The sequence below is a fragment of the Pseudomonas sp. 3MAES_34.3B genome (genome assembly GCF_058145875.1).
Map to the genome: position 1 here is coordinate 664,126 of NZ_CM176960.1, position 25,875 is coordinate 690,000.

The window sequence follows — 25,875 nt, forward strand, 5'->3', positions numbered from 1 at the left end:
CCGGAAGGTAGCAGGCGCTGTTGCGCTGTGCCCGTTAACCTTTTCCTCAGGCGGGCGGGCGCAGGCTTACCCGCAGGTTGTCGATCAACCGGGTATTGCCCAGGTAAGCGGCGGCAAGGATTACCAGCTCCACATCTTGCTCGGTTGCGGCGCGCAAGGTGTCGGCGTGGCGTATTTCCAGGTAATCGAGGCGCATGCCGCTGTCCACGATGCGCTTGCGGTGCTCGGTCATCAACCCCTGAAGGTCGCGATTGCCCTGCATGAGCGCCGTGGCGATAGCCTCGAGGCTGCGGTGGATCGCCGGCGCAATGGCACGATGTTCCACGCTGAGGTAGCCGTTGCGGGAGGACAAAGCCAGGCCATCTTCGGCGCGCACCGTGGGCTCGCCAATGATCTGCACCGGAAGGTTCAGGTCGCGCACCATCGCCTTGATCACGGCCAGCTGCTGGTAGTCCTTCTGGCCGAACACGGCGAGGTCTGGCTGCACCATGTTGAATAACTTGCTGACCACTGTGGCCACACCTTCGAAGTGCCCCGGGCGGCTGGCGCCGCACAATTCCTGGGACAGTTCGGGCACGCTGACGCGGGTTTGTGTGGATGTGCCGCCGGGGTACACCTCACTCACAGAGGGTGCGAACAGCAGGTTACAGCCCGCCTCCAGCAGCTTTTCCTGATCCGCGGCCAGTGTGCGGGGATAACTGTCCAGGTCTTCGTTGGCGCCGAACTGCAGAGGGTTCACGAAAATACTCGCCACCACGAAATCTGCGCGCTGACAGGCCTTGGTCACCAGCGCCACATGGCCGCTGTGCAGGTTACCCATAGTAGGCACGAAACCGATCCGTTTACCTTCCGCGCGCGCCCGTGCCACGGCGGCACGCAGCTCGAGTACGGTCTTTACTGTGTTCATGCGTTGAATCCGTGTTCGGGGGCAGGGAAGCTTCCATCCTTGACCGCGGCCACGTAGGCCCGCAGCGCGGCATGGATGTCGGGCTGGCCGGTCATGAAATTGCGGACGAACTTGGGCACGCGGCCGCTCAGTGACAGGCCAAGCATGTCATGAAGCACCAGCACTTGGCCGTCGGTGGCAGGACCGGCACCGATACCGATGACGGGCACGCGAACGGCCTGGGTAATCTCCGCGGCCAGTTCGCTCGGTACGCATTCGAGCAGGATCATCGCCGCGCCAGCGTCCTGCAGCGCGATGGCGTCGGCGCGCATCTGCCGCGCCTGGCTCTCGAGCCGGCCTTGCACCTTGTAGCCGCCCAGCACATTCACCGACTGTGGCGTAAGGCCCATGTGCGCGCACACCGGCACGCCGCGCTCGGCCAGCAGGCGGATGGTCTCGCCCAGCCATGCGGCACCTTCGACCTTCACCATGTGTGCGCCCGCCTGCATCAGCGCGGCGCTGTTGGCGAACGCCTGTTCGAGCGTGGCGCACGCCATGAAGGGCAGGTCGGCGAGGACCAATGCGTCGGTGTTACCGCGTTTCACACAAGCGGTGTGATAGGCCATTTCTGCGTTGGTAACGGGAAGGGTGCTGTCATGGCCTTGCAGGACCATGCCCAGGGAGTCCCCGATGAGCAGTATCTCAACCCCTGCATCACTGGCTGCTTTGGCGAAGGTAGCGTCGTAGCAGGTCAGCATTGTTATTTTTTCACCCTTGGCCTTCAGGGCGCTGAGGGTGGTCAGGGTTATCGCTGGCATGAATTCCAATCCTCGCTCGGCCTTGCCACGGGGGCGAGGCAACACATGTCTCTCGGTAGCGGTGCGCAGGCATACGCAGGGCGCGGGGGCAGGCAGCGGCCCTGCGTTACCGGTTTGTGCCTACCGGGAAGCCGGCAGGCCGCCTATAGTCGTGAGCCACCCCTGGGAAGTCAATCCAGGCGGCACACTTGGGCGTTACCGGTGTTACCGGCAGCCCCTCGGTGCTACGCCAGGTTGCCTACGCGCTCCAGGCCTTCGAAAGGGCACTCGCTCAGCAGAGAAGCCAGGCTACGGCCATCTGCCAGAATGAAGCGCTCATCGACCAGCTCGGCCAAGGGATAGAGGACGAACGGTCGGGCATGCAGGTGGTAGTGGGGCACCCGCAGCCGGGGGATGTCGATTTGCCGCTCGCCGAACAGGATGATGTCCAGGTCCAGTGTGCGTGGCCCCCAGCGTTCGGCGCGCACACGGCCCTGGCTGTTTTCGATGCCTTGCAGCGCGTCCAGCAATGCCAACGGCTCAAGGGACGTGTCCAGTGCCGCGACCGCGTTGCTGTACCGGGGCTGGCCCGGCAGCAGCGAATCGCTCATGTACAAGCCCGAGGTGCCTGCCAGCGCGCAGCCGGGCAGGTGGCTGAGGCTGTCGATAGCCTGGCGCAATTGGTCGGCGGGGGCGGCCAGGTTACTGCCCAGCCCCACGAATACCCGCTCCATGGCATTCATTCGGCGACGCTGTCGCCTTTGCGCCGGGTATTGCTGCGGCGTTTCTTGCGCACCGGTGCGCCCGCGCCAGCGGTGTCTTCCCGGCTGCCCAGGTCGCGAATCATGTTACGGCGCTCCGTGTCGGAGGCGTCCTGGTAGTCCGTCCACCATTCGCCCAGGCCGTCGGTTTCTTCACCGGCGGTTTCGCGCAATAGCAGGAAGTCGTAACCGGCGCGGAAGCGAGGGTTGTCCAGCAGGGCATCGGCACGCTTGCCGCTACGCCGCGGCAGGCGCTCCTGCATGTCCCAGATTTCCTTGATGGGCAAGGTGAAACGCTTGGGAATGGCAATGTATTGGCACTGCTCGGCGATCACGTCGTGGGCGGCTTCCTGCATGGCAGGGATCGGCGGCATGCCCTTGGCCTGCAATTGCAGGGCGCGTGCTGGCAGTGCCGGCCACAGAAGCGCCGCAAAGAGGAAGGCAGGCGTGACCGGCTTGCCCTGTTGCACCCGCAGGTCTGTGTTGACCAGCGCGTTGCGGATCAGCGTGTGCGTATAGGTAGGGTTATGTTCCAGCGCGTCGGCGCTGGCCGGGAACATCTGCTCGAACAGGTTGAGGTCCACCAGCATCTCGAACGTATCGGTTGCCTGGCCGGACAGGAACAGCTTGAGCACTTCCTCGAACAGGCGCGCGCCCGGGATGTCCTGCAGCAGCTCGGCCATTTCTCGGATGGGCAGCATGGTGTGGCGCTCGATGCCGAAGTCCAGCTTGGCGGCGAAGCGCACCGCGCGGAGCATGCGCACAGGGTCTTCCTGATACCGCTGACGGGGTTCGCCGATCAGCCGCACAAGGCGGTTGCGCACGTCGTGCACGCCGTTGGCGTAATCGAGGATACGGTCGCTGACCGGGTCGTAATACAGCGCGTTGATGGTGAAGTCGCGCCGTTGCGCGTCTTCTTCCAGGGTGCCGTAAACGTTGTCCCGCAGGATCAGCCCGCTTTCGTTGCGCGACGAATGATGGCTGGTAGCCGTTTCGTCGTCTTCCGGATGGTTGGCGCGGAAGGTCGCGACTTCGATGATCTCGCGGCCGAAATGGATATGCACGAGCTTGAAGCGCCGGCCGATGATCCGGGCGTTGCGGAATTCCGCACGGATCTGCTCGGGCGTGGCGCTGGTGGCAACGTCGAAGTCCTTGGGGGTGATATTGAGCAGCAGGTCGCGCACACAGCCGCCTACCAGGTATGCCTGATACCCGGCTTGCTGCAGGCGTTCGACGATGCCTACGGCGTGGCGGCTGAACTGCTGACGCTGCAGGCCATGGGTGCCGCTGTTCAGCACTTCGGGCGTGCTACGTTGATGGTGGACCTGACGGGCCGGGGGACGAAAAGACTGGAACAGCTTCTTCAGCATGGGATGCACTGTATGAAGGGATGATCGGTCATACCAGGAGTGACCGCATGATGGGCGGGGATTCTAGCATTTAGTGACGGGATGGTGTAGGAGGCCGCGAAATGGGCTGGTGCGGACACGACAAGGGGAGCCGAAGCTCCCCTGCAAAGTCGTTGCTTGCTCGTTTTTATTGTTACGCGGGCTTTTTGTTTTTGTTGAGTGCCCAGCCCTTCAGGCGTTTTGCCAGGGGCTTCTCCCAAAAGGGGAGCAAAGAGCAAACGGATTGCTTTGAACGCCGTATTGTGACGACCCGTGGGTCCAACCAGTTCAGGCACTGCTGTAGCGCAGTTTTTGTTGTTCTCGGCCTGGTCGCGGAAAATCCGAAACAATACCTCTCCAAAAGAATCAGTTAGCTACGCCTCATGCCGTCTTGTTTTTGTTATGCGTGAGTCGATTCGTGTTGTTTTTATTATGTGTCTTGGCGCTTGTTGTTGTTCTTGTACCGTAGATATAGCAGATGCTGTGCCAACTTTTAAAAACCCTTTATTTTCAAGGGGTTGAGCTGAAAGGTAGTGGTTTGCCAGGTGCGCTACAGCGAAAAATCGTTACCGTATACCCCGGCTTTGTTACGTGATGTGCCGGGGCGGTAACACCTTCTCAGCCTTCGTTGGCTACGCTGGATTTGCGGCGGGGGATGCCCAACCGCTGCCGGCGCTCCCACAGGCACTTGCGGCTGACCCCCAGCTTGCGGGCCAGCTCTGTTTCGGTCATGTGGTCCTGGTGCTCGAGCACGAAATGCTGGAAGTAGTCCTCCAGCGAAAGGTCCTCGGTAGGCTCATGGTTGTTCGATGGCTGGGCAGCGCTCGCCGCCGGGAAGTCATCGTCCTCATCCAGGCTGCCCAGCTCGATGTCTATGCCCAGCAGGTCAGCGGAAATCTGATTACTCTCGCTGAGGATCACCGCCCGTTCCACTGCGTTCTCCAGCTCGCGGACGTTGCCGGGCCAGCCGTAGTGCCGAATGGCGCTCTCGGCGTCGGGCCCGAAGCGAACCCCGTCACGGCCGGCGCGCGCGGCCTGCCGGGCGAGGAATACGTTGGCGATTTCGATCACATCGCTGCCACGCTCACGCAGCGGCGGCAGCTTCAGGGCAATCACGTGAAGGCGGTAGTAAAGGTCTTCGCGGAACTGGCCAACCTTGGCGAGGCTTTTCAGGTCTCGGTGGGTGGCTGCGATCAAGCGCACATCCACCTTTTGTGACTGCACCGAGCCTACCCGGCGAATCTCGCCTTCCTGCAATACGCGCAGCAGGCGGGCCTGCGCTTCAAGGGGCAGTTCGCCGATCTCGTCGAGGAACAGCGTGCCGCCGTCTGCAGCTTCTACCAGGCCCGCGCGGCCTGCGCTGGCACCGGTGAACGCGCCTTTTTCATGGCCGAACAGCTCGGATTCGATCAGGGTTTCCGGGATGGCCGCGCAGTTCACCGAAATCATGGTCGCCTTGGCGCGCCGTGACAGGTTATGCAGCGCGCGCGCGACCAGTTCCTTGCCGGTGCCGGATTCGCCCTGGATCAGCACGTTTGAATCCGTAGGCGCCACTTTGCGGATTTTCCCGTACAGGTCCTGCATGGGCGGGCAGGAACCGATGATGCCGATCTCACCCTGAGGGTTGCCTGCCAGCTTGTCGTTACCGCGTGGCGCGGCTTTTTGCGGATCACCGGCCGAGGCGGGCCCTTGGCGCTCGCGGAGAATCCGTGCCACGGCTTGAAGCATTTCGTCGTGGTCGAAAGGCTTGGCGATGTAATCCACCGCGCCCATCTTCATGGAATCCACGGCGGAGCGCAGGCTGGCGTAGCTGGTCATGATGAGCACCGGCCGGCCTTCGCCATGGCGGATCAGCTCGGTGCCCGGTGCGCCTGGCAACCGCAAGTCACTGATGATGAGGTCGAACGAGGCAATGGTGAAACGTTCCTGTGCTTCCTGCACAGACCCCGCTTCGCTGACCTGGTACTGATTCCGTTCAAGCAGGCGACGCAAGGCAGAGCGAATAATGGTTTCGTCTTCGACGATGAGAATGTGCGGCATCTGATTCGGTTCTCTCGACGGTCTCAGTTAACGGCGGACGTCGCTTCGACGTGGCGTGGCAGGGTTACCCGGATACGGGTTCCGATTTGCTTTTCTAGGTCAGCCGGGCTGTCGATGGTGATTTGCCCATAATGCTCCTCCACAATGGAATAGACCAGCGCGAGGCCCAGCCCCGTGCCTTCGCCCGGATCCTTGGTAGTGAAAAAGGGTTCGAACAGCCGATCCATGATGTTTTTGGGAATTCCGGTGCCTTCGTCTTCGACGATCAGGTCTACGGTGTGTTCGCTGGCGTCGCTGCGCACCCGCACGGCGCTGCCGGCCGGCGAGGCATCCCGGGCATTGGACAGCAGGTTGATCAGTACCTGGGCCAGGCGCTGGGGATCGCCTTCGGCCCAATGGTCCGGGTCACAGAGGTTGTAGAACTGCACCTCGAAATTGCGCCGGTTGAGGGCCAGCAGGCCGATCGCATCCTGGGCGACCTCGGCCAGGTTCACGGCTTCTTCGCTGTTCTGATGGCTACCGGCGTGAGCAAAGCTCATCAGCGACTGGACGATGCGCGACACCCGCTTGGTCTGCTCGAGTATCTGGTTGGAAAGCTCGGTGATTTCGCCATCCTCCTCGCGCTCTTCGCGCAGGTTTTGCGCCAGGCAGGCAATGCCGGTGATCGGGTTGCCGATTTCATGGGCAACACCTGCGGCCAACCGGCCAATACTCGCCAGCCGCTCGGAATGCACCAGTTTGTCTTCGAGCATCTGTGTGTCTGTGAGGTCCTCGACCAGAAGTACCAGGCCGCTGTTACCCGGGGCGAGCGGCTCGTCGATCGCTGCTTTGTGAAGGTTGAGCCAGCGGATCTGCCCATCCAGTGCCAGGCGCTGCTTGTGCAGGTGTTCGTCTGTGCCTTCGATGAAGCTTTGCAGCAGTTCGTGCCAAGGCTCGCTGATGGTGGCCAGGCGCGAGCCCACCACACGCTGCGCCGAAATACCGGTGAGCTCTTCCATGGCCTTGTTCCACATCAGGATTTCCCTATCCTTGGCCAGTGAGCACACCCCCATGGGCAGCTCCTGAAGCGTTTGCCGGTGGTAGCGGCGCAGGGCATCGAGCTCGGCGGCAAGGCCGGTGAGGCGAGAGTGATAGTCCTCCAGCCGGCTCTCGATAAAATGTATGTCTTCGGTGACATAGGTTTCGCCGCCGGACTTGTAGGGCAGAAACGTCTCGACGATATCCTGGGCAACGCTGGGGCCCATTAGGCCTGACAGATTGGCCTCGATACGGTCGCGCAAGCGGCGCAAGGCGTAGGGGCGGCGTTCGTCGAATGGCAGATAGAGGTCGCGCAGCGCTTGCTCCACCTCCTTTTGCGCGGCGCGTGCGCCCAGCGGCTTGGCCAGTTGGGTCGCAAACTCCTGCGGGGATGCCGCGTGCAGCTCGCGCCGTTGCGGGCGCCGAACGTTGTCCACTGCGCAGGCCTCTGCGGCGCTGATTTCCTCGGCGCTGGCATCGGTGAACACCGACACGAGCGTAAACAGCAGTACGTTGGCGGCCAGCGACGCAATGGCCGCCATGTGCCAGCTGGTATCGTCCAGCACATAGATCATGTCCAGCACGGGGATATAGAACCCGTCCACGTCGCCCACCAATGGCATCAACATGGTCAGCGACCATACCGCCACGCCGGCAAGCAGCCCGGCGATAAAGCCACGGCGGTTGGCTGTGGGCCAGTACAGCACTGACAGCACGCCGGGAAGGAACTGCAAGGTCGCTACAAATGCCACGATCCCCAGGTGGGCGAGGTCTTGGCGCGTGCCGAGCATGAGATAGAAAGCGTACCCCGCCATGATGATGGCCACGATCAGGCCGCGACGGGTCCATTTCAGCCAACGGTAGATGCTGCCCCCCGCGGGAGGCTGGTACAGCGGTAACACCAGGTGGTTGAGCGCCATGCCGGAAAGCGCCAGGGTGGTCACGATGATCAGGCCGCTAGACGCCGACAACCCGCCCACATAGGCCAGCAAGGCGAGCGCCTTGTTGTTGGCTGCGATGCCAATGCCAAGGGTGAAGTATTCCGGAGAGGTGGTGGCACCCAGGCGTAGCCCCGCCCAAAGGATCAATGGCACGGCCAGGCTCATCAACAACAGGAACAACGGCAAGCCCCAGCTGGCGCTCACCAATGCTCGGGGATTGAGGTTCTCGGTAAAGGCCATGTGATACATGTGCGGCATTACGATCGCAGAGGCGAAGAACACCAGCAGAAGGGTCCGCCACGGGCCTTCCTGAAGCGGCGTATGCAGCGCCGCCAGCGCCATCTGGTTCTGCAGCAGCCACAGCTCCAGTTCATGAGGGCCGCCGAACACGCCATACAGCGCGTACAGGCCCAGCCCGCCCAGGGCGATCAGCTTGATGATGGATTCGAAGGCGATAGCGAATACCAGCCCTTGGTGCTTTTCCCGTGTGGCGATATGGCGTGAGCCAAAGAAAATCGTGAACAGGGTGATCAGCGCGCAGAAGCTCAAGGCTACCCGGTCCTTGACCGGCTCCTGGGTGAGAATGCCGATGGAGTCCGCCACGGCCTGTATCTGCAGCGCCAACAGAGGCAACACCCCTACCAGCATGAACAGGGTGGTAAGCGCGCCGGCCCAGGTGCTGCGAAACCGGAAGGCAATCAGGTCTGCCAGCGAAGAGAGCTGGTAGGTACGGGTGATTTTCAGAATGGGATACAGCAATACCGGCGCCAGCAGGAAGGCGCCCGACACGCCCAGGTAACAGGCCAGGAAGCCGTAGCCATATTCGTAGGCCAGCCCTACGGTGCCATAGAACGCCCAGGCGCTGGCATACACGCCCAGCGATAACGTGTAGGTAAGGGGGTGCCGGATAATCGAACGAGGGATCATGCCTCGCTCGCTCACCCACGCCACGCCGAACAGCACCAGCAGGTAGGCGGCGCTGATCAGGATCATCTGGGTAAGGCTAAAGCTCATCGGCATCTCTCTGGCTTTGCAGGATAAAGGTGACCACGATGAGGATCAGCCATAGCAGGTAGGGGCGGTACCAGGCGCCGGTGGGTTCTATCCACCAGTCCATGATGGCCGGCGAAAACAGATAGATGCCAACGACCAGCAGCAACACCAAACGATAGATATACATGCTGGCCTCTTCACTTCCCGGTCGGCTTCAGACGTACCCCGGCGGGGTGCCGGGATGGTAGCGGATGCCTGCCTGGCTGCCTACAGCGCCAGGCACGCGGCGCATCAGAGGAGCGAGGCTTCAGCGAGCGTGCGCACGCGAGGCAGTGCATCGACGCTCCAATGGCTTGCCGCCCACTGAAGTATCTCCCTGGGCTGCGCGCTTTGCAGTTCGGCGGGCGGTTTCTGGCCCAGTGTGCGCAAGGCGCGTAATAGCTGGCTTCGGGCGTCTGCCGCGGTGAGCGGTGCCGAGCGGTAGCTTTTGCCCAGCTTGTGGCCGTCTGGCTGCACCAGCAGCGGCACATGCAAGTACGTAGGCGAGGGAAGGCCCAACAGCTCCTGAAGGTATAGCTGACGGGGCGTGGAATCGAGCAGGTCGGCCCCACGAACGATGTCCGTGACTTGCTGGTCGCCGTCATCGATCACCACCGCCAACTGATAGGCGTATAGGCCGTCGCGTCGGCGGATGATGAAATCGCCCACTTCCGTACCCAGGTGCTGCTCGAAATGGCCCTGCAGACGGTCCTGGAAGCCATAGCGCAGCTCGGGCACTCGCAGGCGAATGGCCGCGCCCTCTGGCGAGTGGCCTGCATTGCGGCAAAAGCCTGGGTAAACGCCGGCATAGGGCTCCAGTGCCTTGCGTGAACAGGTGCAGGCGTAGGCCAGGCCCTGTCGCAGCCAGTGATCGATGACCGCTTGGTACCTGCTCGAGCGTTCACTCTGGTAAAGCACCGGGCCGTCCCACTCAAAGCCGTAGGCGTGCAGGGTTTCGAGAATGGCGGCTTTGGCGCCTGGCGCTTCGCGCGGAGGGTCGATGTCTTCCATGCGTACAAGCCATTGGCCACCTTGGGCGCGGGCATCGGCGAACGAAGCAAGGGCGGCTACCAGCGAGCCGAAATGAAGCAAGCCACTAGGCGTAGGGGCGAAGCGACCTGTGCGCGAGGAATTCATGAGGAGATGGCCGAAGGGATGCCGTTATACCGGCCAAACAGGGGCGCGCGGCTGGAGCGCCCCCGACTCAGATCACTTGCCGACCTGTTTTTCCTTGATTTCAGCGAGGGTTTTGCAATCGATGCACAGATCAGCGGTTGGGCGCGCCTCAAGGCGGCGAATCCCGATTTCGATCCCGCAAGAGTCGCACCAGCCGTATTCTTCGTCTTCAATCAACTGCAGGGTTTTGTCGATCTTCTTGATCAGCTTGCGCTCGCGGTCGCGGGCCCGCAGTTCAAGGCTGAACTCCTCTTCCTGGCTGGCACGGTCTGCCGGGTCCGGGAAATTGGCTGCCTCGTCCTTCATGTGGTCCACGGTGCGGTCGACTTCCTGCATCAATTCTTGTTTCCATTGATTCAGGATTTGCGTGAAATGAGCTCGCATCGCTTCGCTCATGTACTCCTCGCCCTTTTTTTCCTCATAGGGTTTGAAGCCGCGAACAAGCTCGGGACTGTTTTGCTGGTTTTCATTGGTGGGCATGAATGACCGCCTCTCGCTCTTCTAATCCACTGCGCGGGATGATCCATCTCCGGCGCCCGCCGGCCCCGCGACTGCAAGCGGGCGAACTTACCAGATCGAATCCGGGTGCGCCACTCCCGGTTGTCTAGCCTGATTTGCTGCTGCAACGCGGTTGGACAACCGGGACGGCGGTTCATTCAACTACGCCCCGAAAGCGCGCATTTGCGGGCAGGCTTGCCGTAGAATCGTCGCTCTGCCAGGCAACTCGAGACCGCGTCATGGCCAAGCCTTACAGCGCGCGCAGCCGCGCGATCGAACCCTTCCATGTGATGGCCCTGCTGGCTCGCGCAAACGAGCTCCAGGCAGCCGGCCATGACGTGATTCACCTGGAAATCGGCGAGCCGGACTTTGTCACCGCCGCCCCCATTGTGGCGGCGGGGCAGGCTGCGCTTGCCGCCGGCCATACCGGCTACACCGCCGCACGGGGGCTGCCGGCGCTGCGCCAGGCCATCGCCCGGCTTTATGGCCAGCGCTACGGGTTAGACATCGATCCGGCGCGGATCATGGTAACCCCCGGCGGCTCTGGCGCGCTGCTGCTTACCAGTGCCTTGCTGGTTGACCCGGGCCAGCATTGGCTGCTGGCAGACCCGGGCTATCCGTGCAATCGCCATTTTCTCAGGCTGATCGAGGGCGAGGCGAAGCTAGTGCCCGTAGGGCCTGCGGACCATTACCAGCTCAACTCGCGGCTGGTCGCCGAGCACTGGGATGACCGTTCGGTGGGGGCTTTGGTGGCCTCGCCGGCCAATCCCACGGGCGCCGTGCTTGGGCTGAGCGAACTGAAAGCATTGAGCGAGGCGCTGGACGCGCGGGAGGGCCACTTGGTGGTGGATGAAATCTACCATGGCCTTACCTATGGCATGGATGCACACAGCGTGCTCGAAGTGAACAATGAGGCCTTTGTGCTCAACAGCTTCTCCAAGTACTTCGGCATGACCGGCTGGCGGCTGGGCTGGCTGGTGGCGCCTGAAGCCGCCGTGCCAGAGCTGGAGAAACTGGCCCAGAACCTTTACATCAGTGCCCCGAGCATCGCTCAACACGCCGCGCTGGCCTGTTTCGAGCCCGCCACGCTGGAGATCCTCGAAAGCCGCCGCGAGGCGTTTCGACAACGGCGAGATTTTCTTCTGCCGGCCCTGCGCGGGCTGGGGTTCGACATTGCAGTGGAACCCCAAGGGGCATTCTACCTGTACGCGGATATCAGCCGCTTCGGCGGCGATGCCTTTGCGTTCTCCCGGTTCTTCCTTGAAGAAGAGCACGTGGCGTTCACGCCAGGCCTGGATTTTGGCCGCCACCTGGCGCGCCAGCATGTGCGCTTCGCCTATACCCAGGCGTTGCCGCGGCTGGAGCAGGCCGTTGAGCGGATTGCCCGTGGCCTGCAACGGTGGCAAGGCTGATGCGCTTCGATCCGCCTCTGGAGCCTGCCACCCTGCTGCGCCGCTACAAACGTTTTCTGGCAGACATCGAACTGGCAGACGGGAGCCAGCTTACTGTGCATTGCCCGAACACCGGCTCGATGCTCAACTGCATGGCGCCTGGCTGCCGGGTATGGTTCAGCCGCTCGACCGACCCTTCGCGCAAGCTGCCCGGCACCTGGGAAATCGTGGAAACGCCCCAAGGGCGCTTGGCCTGCATCAATACGGGGCGAGCCAACCGGCTGGTGGAGGAAGCGTTGCTGGGAGGGATGATTCCGGAGCTGGCGGGGTTTACCCAGCTGCGCCGCGAGGTGCGGTATGGCGAAGAAAACAGCCGGGTAGACTTTCACCTTGGCTTTGCATCAAGCGAAGCCTACGTGGAGGTGAAAAGCGTAACCCTGGGTTTCGAAGGCACCACAGTGGCGGCCTTTCCCGATGCCGTGACCCAGCGGGGAGCGCGGCACTTGCGTGAGCTGGCCGCGCTGGCCAGGCGCGGCGTGAGGGCAGTACAACTTTTTTGCGTCAATCTGACCGGCATCGAGAGCGTTCGCCCCGCCTGGGAAATCGACGACACCTATGCCCAGGCGCTTCGGCTCGCCGCCAGCGAGGGGGTAGAGGTGCTTGCCTACGGCGTACACCTTACGCCGGACGAAGTGTTCATAGACCGCCGGCTCAGCCTTCAGCTGGATTGAGCAGGGCACATTTTCACAGGCAAAAAAAGACCCGGCAAGAGCCGGGTCAATAACCGTGATTAGCCTGATGAGGAGATAAGCTGAGTCCGAACCACCGGGCTGCTTATCGGCTGATCTCGCGACCAGTTGTGCTAATCATAACTATTCTCATTTGAGAGTCAAGTGCATTTTCGCAGGTTTATTGCGGGTCCAGGCCGGATCCCGTGAGCTGGCGGTTTAACACATTGATTTTCTTGGCCATGCTCTCGATAAGGCTGTGTGCAATTTTTGGATTGGACTGCGTCATCGCGAGGAATTGGTCTTTGGGGATCATCATCACCGTACAGGCGGTGCTCGCGATCACGGTAGCCGTGCGCTTCTCCTCGGTGAACACTGCCATCGCGCCGAAAATTTCCTCTTTGGCAACATCTCCCACCTTCAGGCCGTCGACGAATACCTCCGCGTGGCCGTCAATGATGATGAACACATGATCGGGTTCATCTCCCTGGCGGATGAGCACTTCACCAGCGGCCACGTGCTTGAAGCCACTGGCGCTTCGGTATTCGGGCTGTTTCAGACGGGTAACGGCTTCGGCGAGCAACCAGGCGTGCCCTCCCAGGTAATCGGCGAGCTGTTCGCTTTTACCCGAAGCGCCAATGTGAGCCAGGGCGGCGGCGCGATCAAAAGGAACAAGACGCAGGAGCGCCTGGGCGCGGTAGCGGCATTCCAAGCCCTTGGGGGCAGCGGCCAGGTTGAGCACATCACCCTCGCTGAGGTAGAACAGATTACGGTCGTTCAAGGCCACCTGCACAAGACCGGCCTCGATCAGATAAAGCTGATCGGGCCGGATATGCGATTCAAGGAGCGTGTCAGCCGGTAATTCCAGCGGCGAATCACTGGCCGGCGCGCCTTCCAATAGCCGGGAAGGCAGCCCCTGCAACCGTGTGATCCATTCTTCGGCGTAGGCCGATTGCTCCCCAACTAGATACATGATTCATTCTCAGCGTGCGCGCTTGGCGCGTGGTCAGTTGTTCGGGCGAGGCGAAGGCAAAGCGTTGAAGGCCTTGTTCAAGGCTTCCTTGCGCTCGGCGGGCAAGTCACTCCAGTGAACCCCTTGGAGCGCGCCTTCGATGGCATAAAGCAGCACTTTGGAAGCCCGGAAGCCTCGGGTTCTTACAGCGCGATAAGCGTCCACGGCACCCAGCCGACGCAGGTCGGCTGCGCTGTGGATGCCAACAGCGTGAAGCCATTGGGCGGAGGTCTTGCCCAGGTTTTGCAGTTCCTGCAGCTCGTCGTTCATCCAGGCTCCTAATCAGGGGGCTGTCCCCTCCAGCGGACTTTAGCCGAGGGTCATTTGGTGCGATACCGAAGCCGGGTTCCGAAATTGACGGACATCAGGATTTCGTCCGCGCTCAGTTCCGGCGGGAAATACGCCCCGGAGATTTGCGCATGGGCGAGCGAGGCGCCTTCCAGGCACGCGTTGCGGAAATCTATGCCCCTGAGGTCGGCAGAGCGGAAGTAGGCGTCGCTGAGGTTCAGGCCGTCTGCATCCAGGTTGCGCAGGTCCAGGCCTCGGAAGTCTCCCCCAGTGAAGTCCACCGCCCCCTCGCGGCGCTTCGCCTCATTGAAGGCCTCGATCTGTTCTTCCCTCACGAGTGCGAAAAGGGGCGAATCGATCAATTTGGGCTGGGTCATGGCAGCGTCTCCGTTGGGAAGGTGGCGCCATCATAATGACACCACCTGAAAGCCGAAGGTGTGGACTGGTTCACGCGCTGTCGACGTTAGAGGCCCGGCAGTCGGCGACGGATCGCCTCGACCACGCCGTCCACGCTGCTGGCGTCATGGGTATTGACGGCTTTTGCCGCCAGGCGCTCCTCTCCGGAGAGGGGGTCCCGGCTCTGGGATTGTGCCGCAATCACGTCCAGCGTGGCATCGGAAGGGTCAGGGTTCGGCTGCGCCTGGCGTTGGGCCAGCCAGCTTTCGATCACTGCCTGGGGAGCGCTGCAATCCAGAATGAAGAAAGGCACCGCCTGGGCCTGGGCAACCGCCTGCGCTGCGGCACGCTGTGACTGCTTGAGGTAGGTGGCGTCGAGCACTACCGGAAGGCCTGCGCCCAGTATCTGCCCGGCCAGCGCGTGCAGTTTGTGGTAGGTCGCTTCGCTGGCCTGCTCGCTATAGAGCGCATCGGTGTCCACTTCAGCGTAGAGGCGCTTTCGCTCTACATCCGAGCGCAGGCGAATGGCGCCCAGTGCTTCGACCAGCCGTAGTGCCACATGGCTCTTGCCCACGGCGGACACACCACTGGTGATGGCCAGGAAGCGGGACGGGATGGCGCTGTAGCTTTCTGCCAGCGTGGCGTAGTTCCGGTATTGGCGCAGCGAGGTTGCGCGCTGCAGGCCATCGGCGTTGGCCGGCATGCTGAACAGCGCGACCTTGGCCCGCACCATGGCGCGGTAAGCCTTGTAGAAATTGAGCAGCGGCAGGCCTGCGTAGTCGCCGGTGATCTCGAGGTATCGGGTGACCAGCCTGCGGGACAGGCACTTGAGGCCGCGGTCTTCGAGGTCCATGGCAAGGAAAGCGATATCCGCGTACACATCCGTGAAGCGGAAGGGCTCGTTGAACTCGATGCAATCGAAGATCACTACCTTGCCATCAATGATCGTTGCGTTGCCCAGGTGAATATCCCCGTGGCATTCACGGATGAACCCTTCGGCCTTGCGTGCCTGCAGCAGCGGCAGGAGGCGGTCGTACTCCGCGCTCGCCCAGGCCTGCAGTGCGTCCAGCTGCATGAGGTCGGCGCGGTCGGACAGGAACGGCCGAACCTGTTCGAAATTCTGGCTCACCGGGGCCATCACGCTTTCAGGCGTACCCTCGCTGCGCTCCAGCGGAACCCGCGGTGCGGCCAGGTGGAATTCGGCGATTTGTTGCGCAAGCGCATCGATATGGTCGTTGCCCAGTTCGCCATTGCCCTGGAGCGTACTCAACAGCTGGCTTTGCGGGAACTGGCGCATTTTCAAGGCGTATTCGATCGCCGGGCCTTCGCCACCCAGGGCCGGAGCCTGTTCGCTCCCGGTTACGCTCAGCACGTCCAGGTAAAGCCCCTCGGTCAGTCGCTGGTTGAGCCGCAGTTCTTCCTGGCAAAAGTGCTGGCGCGCTGCCAGGGTGGTGAAATCCAGAAAACCGAAATTCACTGGCTTCTTGATCTTGTAGGCGTAGGGGCCGGTCAGGATGACCCAGGAAATATGTGTTTCGATCAGCTCGAACGCTTCAACCGGGTGAGGGTAAAGCGCCGGGTTCTGCAGCGCGGCAACGAGGGCTTGACTCACGGAAAATCCTTATGCGGTCGAGGGGCATTGCCGTTCATTATGGCGGCTACCGCCGGTGCTGCAAACCGTAACAACGTTTCTGTTTGTGGGGGGGCAAACTGCGTATAATCCGCCGCCATGACTCGTAGCCGATCCCCCCGCAAACCCTCTCGCCCCGCTTCAAATCGCGCCCGCACGTGGCTCGGCTGGCTGCTCAAGCTCAGCCTGGTCGGCCTTGTGGCGCTGGCTGGCGTTGCCATTTACCTCGATGCCGTGGTGCAGGAGAAGTTTTCCGGCAAGCGCTGGACCATCCCCGCCAAGGTGTATGGCCGGCCGCTCGAATTGTTCGTGGGGCAGAAGCTCGAGCTCAAAGACTTTCTCACCGAGCTGGACGCCCTTGGCTATCGCCGCGTCAATGCCGTGGATGGCCCCGGGCAGGTTGCGGTGGCTGGCAATACCGTCTCGCTCAATACCCGAGGGTTCCAGTTCTATGAGGGGCTGGAGCAAGCCCGGCCGGTGCGCGTGCGCTTCAATGGCGACTACGTTGGCGACCTGGCCGGCAACGGGGGCGAAAAGCTCCCCGTGGTGCGGCTCGAGCCATTGTTGATCGGTGGCATCTATCCGAAAAACCTTGAAGACCGGATTCTCATAAAGCTCGATCAGGTGCCGCCCTTCCTGATCGACACCCTCGTGACCGTAGAGGACCGCGACTTCTACCACCACTTCGGTGTATCGCCCAAGTCCATTGCGCGGGCGGTATACATCAACGCCTCCTCGGGGCAGATGCGCCAGGGCGGCAGTACCCTCACGCAACAGCTGGTGAAGAACTTCTATCTCACCAACGAGCGCAGCCTCAGCCGCAAGCTGACCGAAGCGATGATGGCGGTGCTGCTCGAGCTGCATTACAGCAAGCAGGAAATCCTCGAGGCTTACCTGAACGAAGTGTTCATTGGCCAGGACGGGCAGCGGGCCGTGCACGGCTTCGGCCTGGCCAGCCAGTTCTTCTTCAGCCAGCCCCTGTCAGAGCTCCGGTTGCATCAGGTTGCGTTGCTGGTCGGGATGGTGAAAGGCCCCTCGTATTACAACCCTCGTCGCTACCCCGAGCGCGCGCTGGAACGCCGTAACCTGGTGCTCGACCTGCTGCAGGAACAGGGCGTGGCCACCCCTGAGGCTGTGGCTGCCGCCAAGAAAATGCCCTTGGGGGTTACCCAGCGCGGTAGCCTGGCAGACAGTTCGTTCCCGGGCTTCCTTGATCTGGTCAAGCGCCAGCTGCGGGAGGATTACCGGGATGAAGACCTCACTGGCGAAGGCCTGCGAATATTCACCAGTTTCGACCCCATCCTGCAGATGAAAGCCGAAGCGGCCGTCAGCGAGAGCTTCAAGCGCTTCTCGGCCCGCAAGGGCGGTGACGCGATGGAAACCGCAATGGTGGTGACCAATCCGGAAAGTGGTGAGGTACAAGCGTTGGTCGGTAGCCGCCAGGCAGGCTTTGCCGGCTTCAACCGGGCCCTGGATGCGGTGCGGCCCATCGGCTCGCTGGTGAAGCCGGCGATCTACCTCACCGCCCTTGAAAAACCCAGCCAGTACACGCTTACCAGCTGGATCAAGGATGAGCCCTTCTCGGTGAAGGGCGCTGATGGGCAGGTGTGGTCGCCGCAGAACTACGAAAAAGGCTCCAACGGCACCATCTTCCTTTACCAAGGGCTGGCGCATTCCTACAACCTCTCCAGCGCTCGCCTCGGCCTTGATCTCGGCATTCCGAATGTCTTCAAAACCCTTGGCAAACTGGGCGTGGATGTGAACTGGCCGGCGTACCCTTCCATGTTGCTGGGCGCAGGCGCGCTCACGCCGATGCAGGTGGCGACGGTTTATCAAACCATTGCCAACGGTGGCTACAACACGCCGATGCGGGGTATTCGCAGCGTGTTGACCGCCGAAGGCCAGCCGTTGAAACGTTACCCCTTCCAGATCCAGCAGCGTTTCGATCCAGGCAGCATTTACCTGATCCAGACCGCGATGCAGCGTGTGGTGCGCGAAGGTACCGCGCGCTCGGTTTACAATGTGTTGCCCTCGTCGTTGAACCTGGCCGGGAAAACCGGCACTACCAACGACTCACGCGACAGCTGGTTTGCCGGCTTCAGCCAGGACCTGCTGGCAGTGGTATGGATGGGGCGCGACGATAATGGCAAAACCCCTTACACCGGCGCCACGGGTGCCTTGCAGGTGTGGACCAATTTCATGCGCAAGGCCGACCCGCTCCCGCTGAACATGGCGGTGCCGGATAATGTCGTGCTCGCCTGGGTGGACGCCCAGACCGGGCAAGGCTCCGCGCAAGGCTGCCCGAACGCCGTGCAGATGCCTTATATTCGGGGTAGTGAACCAGCCCCTGGCGTGGCATGTAATTCCGGCTCCGAGTCCCCGGCGGCTCCGGTGATGGACTGGATCAAGGGCTGGCTGAATTGACTGAGGAACTGACGTGAAGAAGTTGTGGTTTTCAATGCTGACCGCGACAGTCCTGTTGCAAGGCTGTGCAAGCGTGCCTCGCGGCTCGATACCTGTGGTTGATCAAGGCGCGCGGGTTTCCAATAGCGAGCGCGTGTCGGCCAACCGTAATACCGCTTACCGCGCTCCGGTCGCGGCGGCCCCCACGCAGGCTGCCCCCGAAGACAGCGGCGTGATGGTGATGGTGCCCACCTCCAGCGCTCCGATTCAGGCCAGCGCAGCGCCTATCAGTACCGGCCCGATCACGCCGGGGCCGGTAACCAATGGCCCTGCCTATACACCGCCCACGCCTGTCGCCAGCGGCAGCCTGTATACACCTGCGGCGTCTGCCCCGAGCGGTATCCCCGCCGCCACACGCTCCAGCGGTGGCCTCGCGGCAGACGAGCAGTTGGACGGTCCGGTGTTGGCGCTGCTCACTACCGCCCAGCAACAGCAGGGCGGCGGCGACCTCAATGGCGCCTCGTCCAGCCTGGAGCGTGCCCAGCGCATAGCGCCGCGCGAGCCTCAGGTGCTGTTTCGTCTCGCCCAGGTAAGGTTGGCACAGGGTGACGCTGCCCAGGCCGAGCAGTTCGCCCGGCGGGCGTTGAGCTACGCCAACGGGCGCCCGGACCTCCAGGCGCGGCTGTGGGAAACCATCGCTCAGGCGCGCGAGAAACAGGGTGATGCGGCAGGCGCGGCGCAGGCCCGTCAGAATGCGCGAGGGTGATCGGGAGGATGGACGCTCGTTTTCCTGCCATTGCCGATCAGCTGTTGCTGATCGAACGCGCCCTTCGTCAGGCTGGATGGTGGGCCGCCCAGCCGCCCAGCGAGCAGGCGCTGGCCAGTGTGGAGCCGTTCTGCGTGGACACGCTCAGCTTCGAGGAGTGGTTGCAATGGATCTTCCTGCCACGAATGAAGCTAATCCTGGAGAACGGCCTGGCCTTGCCCAATGCCTCCGGCATCCTCGCCATGGCTGAAATGGTCTACGCCAGCAGGCCTGGGCAGGGCCTTGCGCTCATGGCCTGCCTGCGCGAGTTCGACCTTCTTATCACTGGCGCCAGCCAGGCCTGACCTGCAGGGCAGGGCTGCCGGTCAGTGGCACTGATCGGCAATGGCTTTGCGGGTTTCGGTAATCTTTTCCTGCCGCTCTTCCTCGGTCAGGCGCCTCAATTCGCCATCCACTTCCTGGCGCACCCTTGGGTTGTTGTTCAACTGGGCGAGGTTGGTACGCGCCTGGTCGCAGAACTCCTTTGTCTGCGCTTCCTGCTCTGACACCTGCTGCCGAACACGATCATTTGCGGCTTTCTGCTCGGGATCGTTATCCACGTCGTCCTCGTTCTGCGAACCTTTCGCAGGGCTGGCAGGGGGCGGCGCGTGAGTGTCGATGGGCGTCGCAGCCTGGCCGGTTGGCGGCTTGGCATCGAAGTGAGTCACGCCGTTGGCATCCACCCATTTGTATACCTGGGCCGCTTGCAGCGACCCCATTGCTGCCAGCATCACGCTGGCCACCAGGCATGTAAGGCGCATGTCCGCTCCGTTCGTCCAAAGGGCTTTGCGCAAAATTACCACAGAAGCAGAAAGGCGACAGATGACTTGACTTGCGAGGGGCTATTCACAACAATCCAAAGTCCGCTGTGAAGGGACTGCCAGAAGCAGACCCGCTCAGCAGATCATGAGGCGCATACCCGCGCCGACCTGTTACACCCGCAACGCGTTACCTCGCGCTGGGTGGGAAACCCCCGCAACACTTTGGGGAAGTCCCAATACTTGCTCAGTCAGTGCTGACGTAGTCGGCGACCACCGTCGCTCATGCTCTGCTTGGCAGTAAACCTAATGGACCCGCCTTCCGGCGGTATTCTGGCGTTTTTGAGGTGAACAACGTGGAGCTCTTATCCGGCGCTGAGATGATCGTCCGCTTTTTGCGTGACGAGGGTGTCAAGCACATCTACGGGTACCCTGGCGGTGCTCTCCTTCATGTTTACGATGCCCTGTTCAAAGAGCCTGATGTCTCGCACATCCTGGTTCGCCATGAGCAGGCCGCTACTCACATGGCCGACGGCTATGCCCGCGCCACCGGCAAGGCGGGTGTGGTGCTGGTAACGTCCGGCCCCGGCGCAACCAACGCCATTACCGGGATCGCCACGGCCTACATGGACTCGATCCCCATGGTGGTGCTGTCTGGTCAGGTCCCGAGCACCATGGTAGGTACCGACGCCTTCCAGGAAACCGACATGATCGGTATCTCCCGGCCTATCGTGAAGCACAGCTTCATGATCAAGCATCCCTCGGAAATCCCGGAGATCCTGAAGAAGGCGTTCTACCTGGCCGAGTCTGGCCGCCCTGGCCCGGTTGTGGTCGATATCCCGAAGGATATGACCAACCCGGCGGAGAAATTCGAATACGTCTACCCCAAAAAAGTGAAGCTGCGCTCCTATTCGCCTGCTGTGCGGGGCCATTCCGGCCAGATCCGCAAGGCTGCCGAAATGCTCGTGGCTGCGCGCCGCCCGGTTATCTATGCCGGTGGTGGGGTGATCCTTGGCGGTGCGTCTTCGCCACTCACCGAGCTGGCGCGGCTGCTTAACGCTCCGGTCACTAACACGTTGATGGGGCTGGGCGCGTACCCAGGCACTGATCGTCAGTTCGTCGGCATGCTTGGCATGCACGGTAGCTACACGGCCAACCTGACCATGCACCACGCCGATGTGATCTTTGCCGTGGGCGCGCGCTTCGACGACCGTGTGATCAACGGCGCGGCCAAGTTCTGCCCTAACGCCAAGATCATTCACGTGGATATCGACCCGGCGTCCATTTCCAAGACGATCAAGGCCGACGTGCCAATCGTGGGCCCGGTAGAAAGCGTGCTGACTGAAATGGTTGCCGCTTATAAAGAGCTGGGGCAAACCCCGGACAAGGAAGCGGTTGCCGCCTGGTGGAAGCAGATCGACGAATGGCGTGGCGAGCGCGGCCTGTTCCCCTACGAGCAGGGCGATGGTCAGCTGATCAAGCCTCAAACCGTGATCCGTACGCTCTGGGATGTTACTCAGGGCGATGCGTTCGTGACCTCCGACGTGGGCCAGCATCAGATGTTCGCGGCTCAGTACTATCCGTTCGACAAGCCTAACCGCTGGATCAACTCCGGTGGCCTGGGCACCATGGGCTTCGGCTTCCCGGCGGCCATGGGTGTGAAGCTGAACTTCCCGGACAACGACGTTGCCTGCGTGACCGGGGAGGGCAGCATCCAGATGAACATTCAGGAGCTCTCTACCTGCATGCAGTACGGCCTGCCGGTGAAGATCGTGAACCTGAACAATGGCGTGCTGGGCATGGTGCGCCAATGGCAGGACATGAACTACAGCAGCCGCCATTCGCATTCCTACATGGAGTCGCTGCCAGATTTCGTCAAGCTGGCCGAGGCCTACGGCCATGTCGGCATGCGCATCACCGACCTCAAGGACCTCAAGCCCATGATGGCCGAAGCCTTTGCCATGAAAGACCGCCTGGTGTTCCTGGACATTCAGGTCGATACCAGCGAGCACGTCTATCCGATGCAGATCAAGGATGGCTCGATGCGTGACATGTGGCTGAGCAAGACGGAGCGTACCTGACCATGCGGCACATCATTTCTTTGCTGTTGGAAAACGAACCGGGCGCACTGTCCCGGGTGGTCGGCCTGTTCTCGCAGCGCAACTACAATATTGAAAGCCTCACCGTTGCCGCGACCGAAGACCCGACCTTGTCGCGCCTTACCCTCACCACCATCGGCCATGACGAGGTGATCGAGCAGATCACCAAGAACCTCAACAAGCTGGTGGAAGTGGTGAAGCTGGTCGACCTTTCGGAAAGCGCCCACATCGAGCGTGAGCTGATGTTGGTGAAAGTGAAGGCCACCGGTGCGCAGCGCGCCGAGGTCAAGCGCACCACCGACATCTTCCGCGGGCAGATCGTGGATGTGAGCAGCAGCGTTTATACCGTTCAGCTCACAGGTACCAGCGATAAGCTCGACAGCTTCATCCAGGCCGTCGGCACCGCGTCCATTCTCGAAACCGTGCGCAGTGGCGTTACTGGTATCGCGCGCGGCGACAAAGTACTCAGCATCTAATCAAACCATTTTTGCAGGCGGCCCACGGGCCAGGATAATCAGGGGAATTTCATGAAAGTTTACTACGACAAAGACTGTGACCTGTCCATCATCCAGGGCAAGAAAGTCGCCATCATCGGTTACGGCTCTCAGGGCCATGCTCAGGCGTGCAACCTGAAAGACTCCGGTGTTGATGTCGTCGTCGGCCTGCGCAAGGGTTCGGCTACCGTCGCCAAGGCTGAAGCCCATGGGCTGAAAGTCACCGACGTGGCCAGCGCCGTTGCTTCTGCTGACCTGGTCATGATCCTTACCCCGGATGAATTCCAATCGGTGCTGTACAAGAACGAAGTAGAGCCGAACCTGAAGCAGGGCGCGACCCTGGCCTTCTCCCACGGCTTCGCCATCCATTACAACCAGGTTGTTCCTCGCAGCGACCTGGACGTGATCATGATCGCCCCCAAGGCGCCGGGCCACACCGTTCGCTCCGAGTTCGTCAAGGGCGGCGGTATTCCTGACCTGATCGCTATCTACCAGGACGCCTCGGGCAACGCCAAGAACGTTGCGCTGTCCTACGCTGCTGGCGTGGGCGGCGGGCGTACCGGCATCATCGAGACCACCTTCAAGGACGAAACCGAAACCGACCTGTTCGGTGAGCAGGCTGTTCTGTGTGGCGGCGCGGTAGAACTGGTGAAAGCCGGTTTCGAAACCCTGGTAGAAGCTGGCTACGCGCCGGAAATGGCTTACTTCGAGTGCCTGCACGAGCTGAAACTGATCGTTGACCTCATGTATGAAGGCGGCATCGCCAACATGAACTACTCGATCTCCAACAACGCTGAGTACGGCGAGTACGTTACCGGCCCTGAAGTGATCAACGCCGAATCCCGTCAGGCCATGCGCAACGCACTCAAGCGCATCCAGGATGGTGAGTACGCCAAGATGTTCATCGCTGAAGGCGCGGCCAACTACCCGTCCATGACCGCTCGCCGCCGTAACAACGCAGCGCACGGCATCGAAGTCATCGGTGAGCAACTGCGTTCGATGATGCCTTGGATCTCGGCGAACAAGATCGTCGACAAAGCCAAGAACTGATCGCGCTTTGTTACAACGGAAAACGCGGCCTCGGCCGCGTTTTTTCGTTTCGAGCGTGGCCTTCTGGTATAAAGCTGCAACGTTTGCGGACGAACCCTCGTCCCGAGCGTCTGTCGAAATTTTTCACACGTTGCAAGGTACTGTTTATGAGCGAACGCCCTGAAGAGCCGAACACGGCCCCCGACGCCGATAGCCTGCTCCCTGTCGACGAGCATGTTGAAGAGGGTCAGGATGCCGAAGGGCGTAGAGTGCGGCACCGTGGGATCTACCTGCTGCCTAACCTCTTCACTACCGCAAACCTGTTTGCCGGTTTCTATTCCATCATCAATTCGATTACGGCCCAGAGCGCCCTGAGCGCGGGCAATTCGGCCGAGGCAGTGAAGTATTACTCCTTTGCCGCCATCGCGATCTTCGTCGCGATGGTGCTCGATGGCCTCGATGGCCGTGTAGCACGCATGACCAATACTCAAAGCGCGTTCGGCGCGGAGTACGATTCGCTGTCCGATATGGTTGCCTTCGGTATGGCGCCGTCGCTGCTGGCGTTCGTGTGGGCATTGGGTGCGATGGGTAAGGTGGGCTGGATGGTCGCCTTTATCTACGTTGCCGGTGCTGCTCTGCGGCTGGCCCGGTTCAACACTCAGGTAGGCAAGGCGGACAAGCGCTACTTCATCGGCCTGGCAAGCCCTGCGGCCGCAGGGGTGGTAGCCGGGACAGTGTGGGCAATGAGCGATCTGGAAATCCCGGGGGCCAAGCTGTCGTTCCTGGTGGCTATCCTGGTTGCCGGCGCCGGCATGCTGATGGTGAGTAACATCAAGTACAACAGTTTCAAGGAGCTCGACCTGAAGGGGAGGGTACCGTTTGTTGCCATCCTGGCGGTTGTGCTGGTGTTCGCCGTTGTGTTCATCGACCCGCCGAAGATCCTTCTCTTGATCTTCCTGATCTATGCGGCCTCCGGCCCAGTACAACATTTGTTGCGCCTTCGTCGGCACAGATGAAATAAATCAGGGCACACTTCGTCTCACGATCCAGCAACTGATCGCTCGGAGTGTGCCCAATGCTTATCAAGGTTAGCCAGGCATCCGCCTGCCACGAATCTGAAGTTACCCCCCAAGCTGCCTATCTCTCCCGCCGAACCCTGATGGCAGGCGCTGCCGCGTTGGCAGCCGGGGCAGCGCTTCCGGCCTGGGCGGACTCCTCCAGCGCGTCCGCTTACGAAGGCGTCGAACCCGGCAAGCCACCGGCCTGGTTCCAGGAAAAACTCAAGCAAACCCATTGGCAGGCAATCACTGCCAAGGGCGAAGCCATTACCCCGTTCAAGGACGCCACCCACTACAACAACTTCTACGAGTTCGGTACCGACAAGGGCGACCCTGCGCAAAATGCAGGTAGCCTGAAAACCGAACCCTGGTCGATCGTTGTCGATGGGGAAGTGGGCAAGCCTGGCAAGTACGCACTGGAAGACTTCGTGAAGCCCAGCCAGCTTGAGGAACGCATCTATCGGCTGCGCTGCGTCGAAGCCTGGTCGATGGTCATTCCCTGGCTAGGCTTCCCGTTGGCTAGCATCCTCAAGCAGGTGGAGCCCACCTCCAAAGCTCGCTATGTGCGCTTCGAGACCCTGCAGGATCCGGCTACGATGCCGGGCCAGCGCTCGAGTTTCTCCTATATACAGTGGCCCTACGAAGAAGGGCTGCGCCTGGACGAAGCCATGCACCCTCTCACCCTGTTGGCGGTAGGCATGTATGGGCGAGAGTTGCCTAACCAGAACGGTGCGCCGCTGCGCCTGATCGTGCCGTGGAAGTATGGCTTCAAGGGCATCAAATCCATCGTTCGAATGAGTCTGGTCACCGAACAGCCGCGTACCACCTGGCAAGGCATAGCGCCAGACGAATACGGCTTCTATGCCAATGTGAATCCTCAGGTTGATCATCCCCGCTGGACCCAGGCCCGGGAGCGCCGCCTTCCAAGTGGCCTGTTCGCTCCAAACGTGCGGGAAACCCAGATGTTCAACGGCTATGCCGAAGACGTGGCTTCTCTATATGCAGGGCTCGATCTGAGGGTGAATTACTGATGCGTTATCCATGGTTTCGCCTGGCGGTCTTTTTCGCCGTGGCGGTGTGGCCGTTATGGTGGGTCTACCAGGCCTGGCTTTTTGCGCTGGGGCCGGACCCGGGTAAGGTATTGCTTGATCGGCTGGGGCTGGGTGCGCTGGTAATGCTGTTGATTACCTTGAGCATGACACCGCTTCAGCGAATAACAGGATGGAGTGGCTGGGTCATCGTCCGAAG

The 25,875-nt window shown here is 61.5% G+C and carries 25 protein-coding genes (1 of these 25 only partly in view); 11 read left to right on the forward strand and 14 right to left on the reverse strand.

Annotation, left to right across the window (positions count from 1 at the left end):
- Positions 1-46: 46 nt before the first annotated feature.
- The 9 genes from panC to dksA form a co-directional block, all read right to left on the reverse strand.
- On the reverse strand, positions 47-907 hold the full coding sequence (gene panC, locus AC3Z8Y_RS02910) for a pantoate--beta-alanine ligase (RefSeq protein ID WP_490088385.1): 861 nt from the start codon (positions 905-907) through the stop codon (positions 47-49).
- Positions 904-1,704: a 3-methyl-2-oxobutanoate hydroxymethyltransferase gene (panB, locus tag AC3Z8Y_RS02915; RefSeq protein WP_490088386.1), complete on the reverse strand. Its 801-nt coding sequence runs from the start codon at positions 1,702-1,704 to the stop codon at positions 904-906. Before panB ends, panC begins: the two co-directional genes overlap by 4 nt.
- Positions 1,705-1,928: 224 nt before the next feature.
- Positions 1,929-2,417, reverse strand: coding sequence for a 2-amino-4-hydroxy-6-hydroxymethyldihydropteridine diphosphokinase (gene folK, locus AC3Z8Y_RS02920; RefSeq protein ID WP_490089918.1), 489 nt, complete (start codon positions 2,415-2,417; stop codon positions 1,929-1,931).
- 5 nt (positions 2,418-2,422) lie between these two features.
- Entirely contained in the window at positions 2,423-3,814 is a 1,392-nt protein-coding gene (locus AC3Z8Y_RS02925; protein ID WP_490088387.1) for a polynucleotide adenylyltransferase PcnB, read from the reverse strand.
- Between the two features lie 636 nt (positions 3,815-4,450).
- Entirely contained in the window at positions 4,451-5,872 is a 1,422-nt protein-coding gene (locus AC3Z8Y_RS02930; RefSeq protein ID WP_181117746.1) for a sigma-54-dependent transcriptional regulator, read from the reverse strand.
- A gap of 23 nt (positions 5,873-5,895) precedes the next feature.
- Positions 5,896-8,850 carry a sensor histidine kinase gene (locus AC3Z8Y_RS02935; protein ID WP_181122780.1) on the reverse strand — a complete coding sequence of 985 codons (2,955 nt, stop codon included), beginning with the start codon at positions 8,848-8,850 and terminating at the stop codon, positions 5,896-5,898.
- Entirely contained in the window at positions 8,834-9,010 is a 177-nt protein-coding gene (locus tag AC3Z8Y_RS02940; RefSeq protein WP_003250005.1) for a hypothetical protein, read from the reverse strand. Before AC3Z8Y_RS02940 ends, AC3Z8Y_RS02935 begins: the two co-directional genes overlap by 17 nt.
- A gap of 104 nt (positions 9,011-9,114) precedes the next feature.
- Positions 9,115-9,999 carry a tRNA glutamyl-Q(34) synthetase GluQRS gene (gene gluQRS, locus AC3Z8Y_RS02945; protein ID WP_490088388.1) on the reverse strand — a complete coding sequence of 295 codons (885 nt, stop codon included), beginning with the start codon at positions 9,997-9,999 and terminating at the stop codon, positions 9,115-9,117.
- A gap of 72 nt (positions 10,000-10,071) precedes the next feature.
- The gene (gene dksA, locus AC3Z8Y_RS02950; RefSeq protein ID WP_181117749.1) at positions 10,072-10,518 is read right to left on the reverse strand and encodes an RNA polymerase-binding protein DksA; all 447 of its coding nucleotides are present in this window, start codon (positions 10,516-10,518) and stop codon (positions 10,072-10,074) included.
- Positions 10,519-10,775: 257 nt separating this feature from the next.
- On the opposite strand from dksA, the gene AC3Z8Y_RS02955 reads away from it, so the two are divergent.
- On the forward strand, positions 10,776-11,948 hold the full coding sequence (locus tag AC3Z8Y_RS02955; RefSeq protein ID WP_490088389.1) for a pyridoxal phosphate-dependent aminotransferase: 1,173 nt from the start codon (positions 10,776-10,778) through the stop codon (positions 11,946-11,948).
- Positions 11,948-12,658 carry a DNA/RNA nuclease SfsA gene (sfsA, locus tag AC3Z8Y_RS02960; RefSeq protein WP_490088390.1) on the forward strand — a complete coding sequence of 237 codons (711 nt, stop codon included), beginning with the start codon at positions 11,948-11,950 and terminating at the stop codon, positions 12,656-12,658. The genes AC3Z8Y_RS02955 and sfsA overlap by 1 nt, the downstream gene beginning before the upstream one ends.
- A 178-nt stretch (positions 12,659-12,836) precedes the next feature.
- Here sfsA and AC3Z8Y_RS02965 read toward each other — a convergent pair whose 3' ends face one another.
- The 4 genes from AC3Z8Y_RS02965 to AC3Z8Y_RS02980 form a co-directional block, all read right to left on the reverse strand.
- Positions 12,837-13,628 carry a cyclic nucleotide-binding domain-containing protein gene (locus AC3Z8Y_RS02965; RefSeq protein WP_490088391.1) on the reverse strand — a complete coding sequence of 264 codons (792 nt, stop codon included), beginning with the start codon at positions 13,626-13,628 and terminating at the stop codon, positions 12,837-12,839.
- Between the two features lie 33 nt (positions 13,629-13,661).
- A complete protein-coding gene (locus AC3Z8Y_RS02970) occupies positions 13,662-13,937 on the reverse strand; it encodes a TfoX/Sxy family protein (protein ID WP_490088392.1) in 276 nt (91 codons plus the stop codon).
- A gap of 50 nt (positions 13,938-13,987) precedes the next feature.
- On the reverse strand, positions 13,988-14,332 hold the full coding sequence (locus AC3Z8Y_RS02975; RefSeq protein WP_490088393.1) for a pentapeptide repeat-containing protein: 345 nt from the start codon (positions 14,330-14,332) through the stop codon (positions 13,988-13,990).
- 86 nt (positions 14,333-14,418) lie between these two features.
- Positions 14,419-15,963 (reverse strand): bifunctional aminoglycoside phosphotransferase/ATP-binding protein, encoded by a 1,545-nt coding sequence (locus tag AC3Z8Y_RS02980; RefSeq protein ID WP_490088394.1) that lies wholly within the window; start codon positions 15,961-15,963, stop codon positions 14,419-14,421.
- Between the two features lie 117 nt (positions 15,964-16,080).
- On the opposite strand from AC3Z8Y_RS02980, the gene mrcB reads away from it, so the two are divergent.
- Genes mrcB through AC3Z8Y_RS02995 form a run of 3 tightly spaced genes read left to right on the forward strand, consistent with a single transcriptional unit; the run spans position 16,081 to position 19,494 of the window.
- The gene (gene mrcB / locus AC3Z8Y_RS02985) at positions 16,081-18,405 is read left to right on the forward strand and encodes a penicillin-binding protein 1B (RefSeq protein ID WP_490088395.1); all 2,325 of its coding nucleotides are present in this window, start codon (positions 16,081-16,083) and stop codon (positions 18,403-18,405) included.
- A 13-nt stretch (positions 18,406-18,418) separates the two neighbouring features.
- The gene (locus AC3Z8Y_RS02990; RefSeq protein WP_490088396.1) at positions 18,419-19,150 is read left to right on the forward strand and encodes a tetratricopeptide repeat protein; all 732 of its coding nucleotides are present in this window, start codon (positions 18,419-18,421) and stop codon (positions 19,148-19,150) included.
- A gap of 8 nt (positions 19,151-19,158) precedes the next feature.
- Positions 19,159-19,494, forward strand: coding sequence for a YqcC family protein (locus tag AC3Z8Y_RS02995; protein WP_181117757.1), 336 nt, complete (start codon positions 19,159-19,161; stop codon positions 19,492-19,494).
- 21 nt (positions 19,495-19,515) lie between these two features.
- Here the strand turns inward: AC3Z8Y_RS02995 and AC3Z8Y_RS03000 are convergent, their stop codons facing one another.
- Positions 19,516-19,950 (reverse strand): DUF4124 domain-containing protein, encoded by a 435-nt coding sequence (locus tag AC3Z8Y_RS03000; RefSeq protein WP_490088397.1) that lies wholly within the window; start codon positions 19,948-19,950, stop codon positions 19,516-19,518.
- A gap of 353 nt (positions 19,951-20,303) precedes the next feature.
- On the opposite strand from AC3Z8Y_RS03000, the gene AC3Z8Y_RS03005 reads away from it, so the two are divergent.
- The 6 genes from AC3Z8Y_RS03005 to msrQ form a co-directional block, all read left to right on the forward strand.
- On the forward strand, positions 20,304-22,028 hold the full coding sequence (locus AC3Z8Y_RS03005) for an acetolactate synthase 3 large subunit (RefSeq protein ID WP_181117759.1): 1,725 nt from the start codon (positions 20,304-20,306) through the stop codon (positions 22,026-22,028).
- Between the two features lie 2 nt (positions 22,029-22,030).
- Positions 22,031-22,522: an acetolactate synthase small subunit gene (gene ilvN / locus AC3Z8Y_RS03010; RefSeq protein ID WP_181117760.1), complete on the forward strand. Its 492-nt coding sequence runs from the start codon at positions 22,031-22,033 to the stop codon at positions 22,520-22,522.
- A gap of 51 nt (positions 22,523-22,573) precedes the next feature.
- Positions 22,574-23,590, forward strand: a complete 1,017-nt coding sequence (gene ilvC, locus AC3Z8Y_RS03015) for a ketol-acid reductoisomerase (RefSeq protein WP_181117761.1) — start codon at positions 22,574-22,576, stop codon at positions 23,588-23,590.
- A 146-nt stretch (positions 23,591-23,736) separates the two neighbouring features.
- Positions 23,737-24,585, forward strand: a complete 849-nt coding sequence (pssA, locus tag AC3Z8Y_RS03020; protein ID WP_490088398.1) for a CDP-diacylglycerol--serine O-phosphatidyltransferase — start codon at positions 23,737-23,739, stop codon at positions 24,583-24,585.
- Between the two features lie 59 nt (positions 24,586-24,644).
- Entirely contained in the window at positions 24,645-25,658 is a 1,014-nt protein-coding gene (gene msrP, locus AC3Z8Y_RS03025; protein ID WP_490088399.1) for a protein-methionine-sulfoxide reductase catalytic subunit MsrP, read from the forward strand.
- Positions 25,658-25,875: the 5' portion of a protein-methionine-sulfoxide reductase heme-binding subunit MsrQ gene (gene msrQ, locus AC3Z8Y_RS03030; protein WP_490088400.1), read on the forward strand. The gene runs 403 nt beyond the window's last position; the window shows 218 of its 621 coding nt (coding positions 1-218); its start codon is at positions 25,658-25,660; its stop codon lies beyond the right edge, outside the window. Before msrP ends, msrQ begins: the two co-directional genes overlap by 1 nt.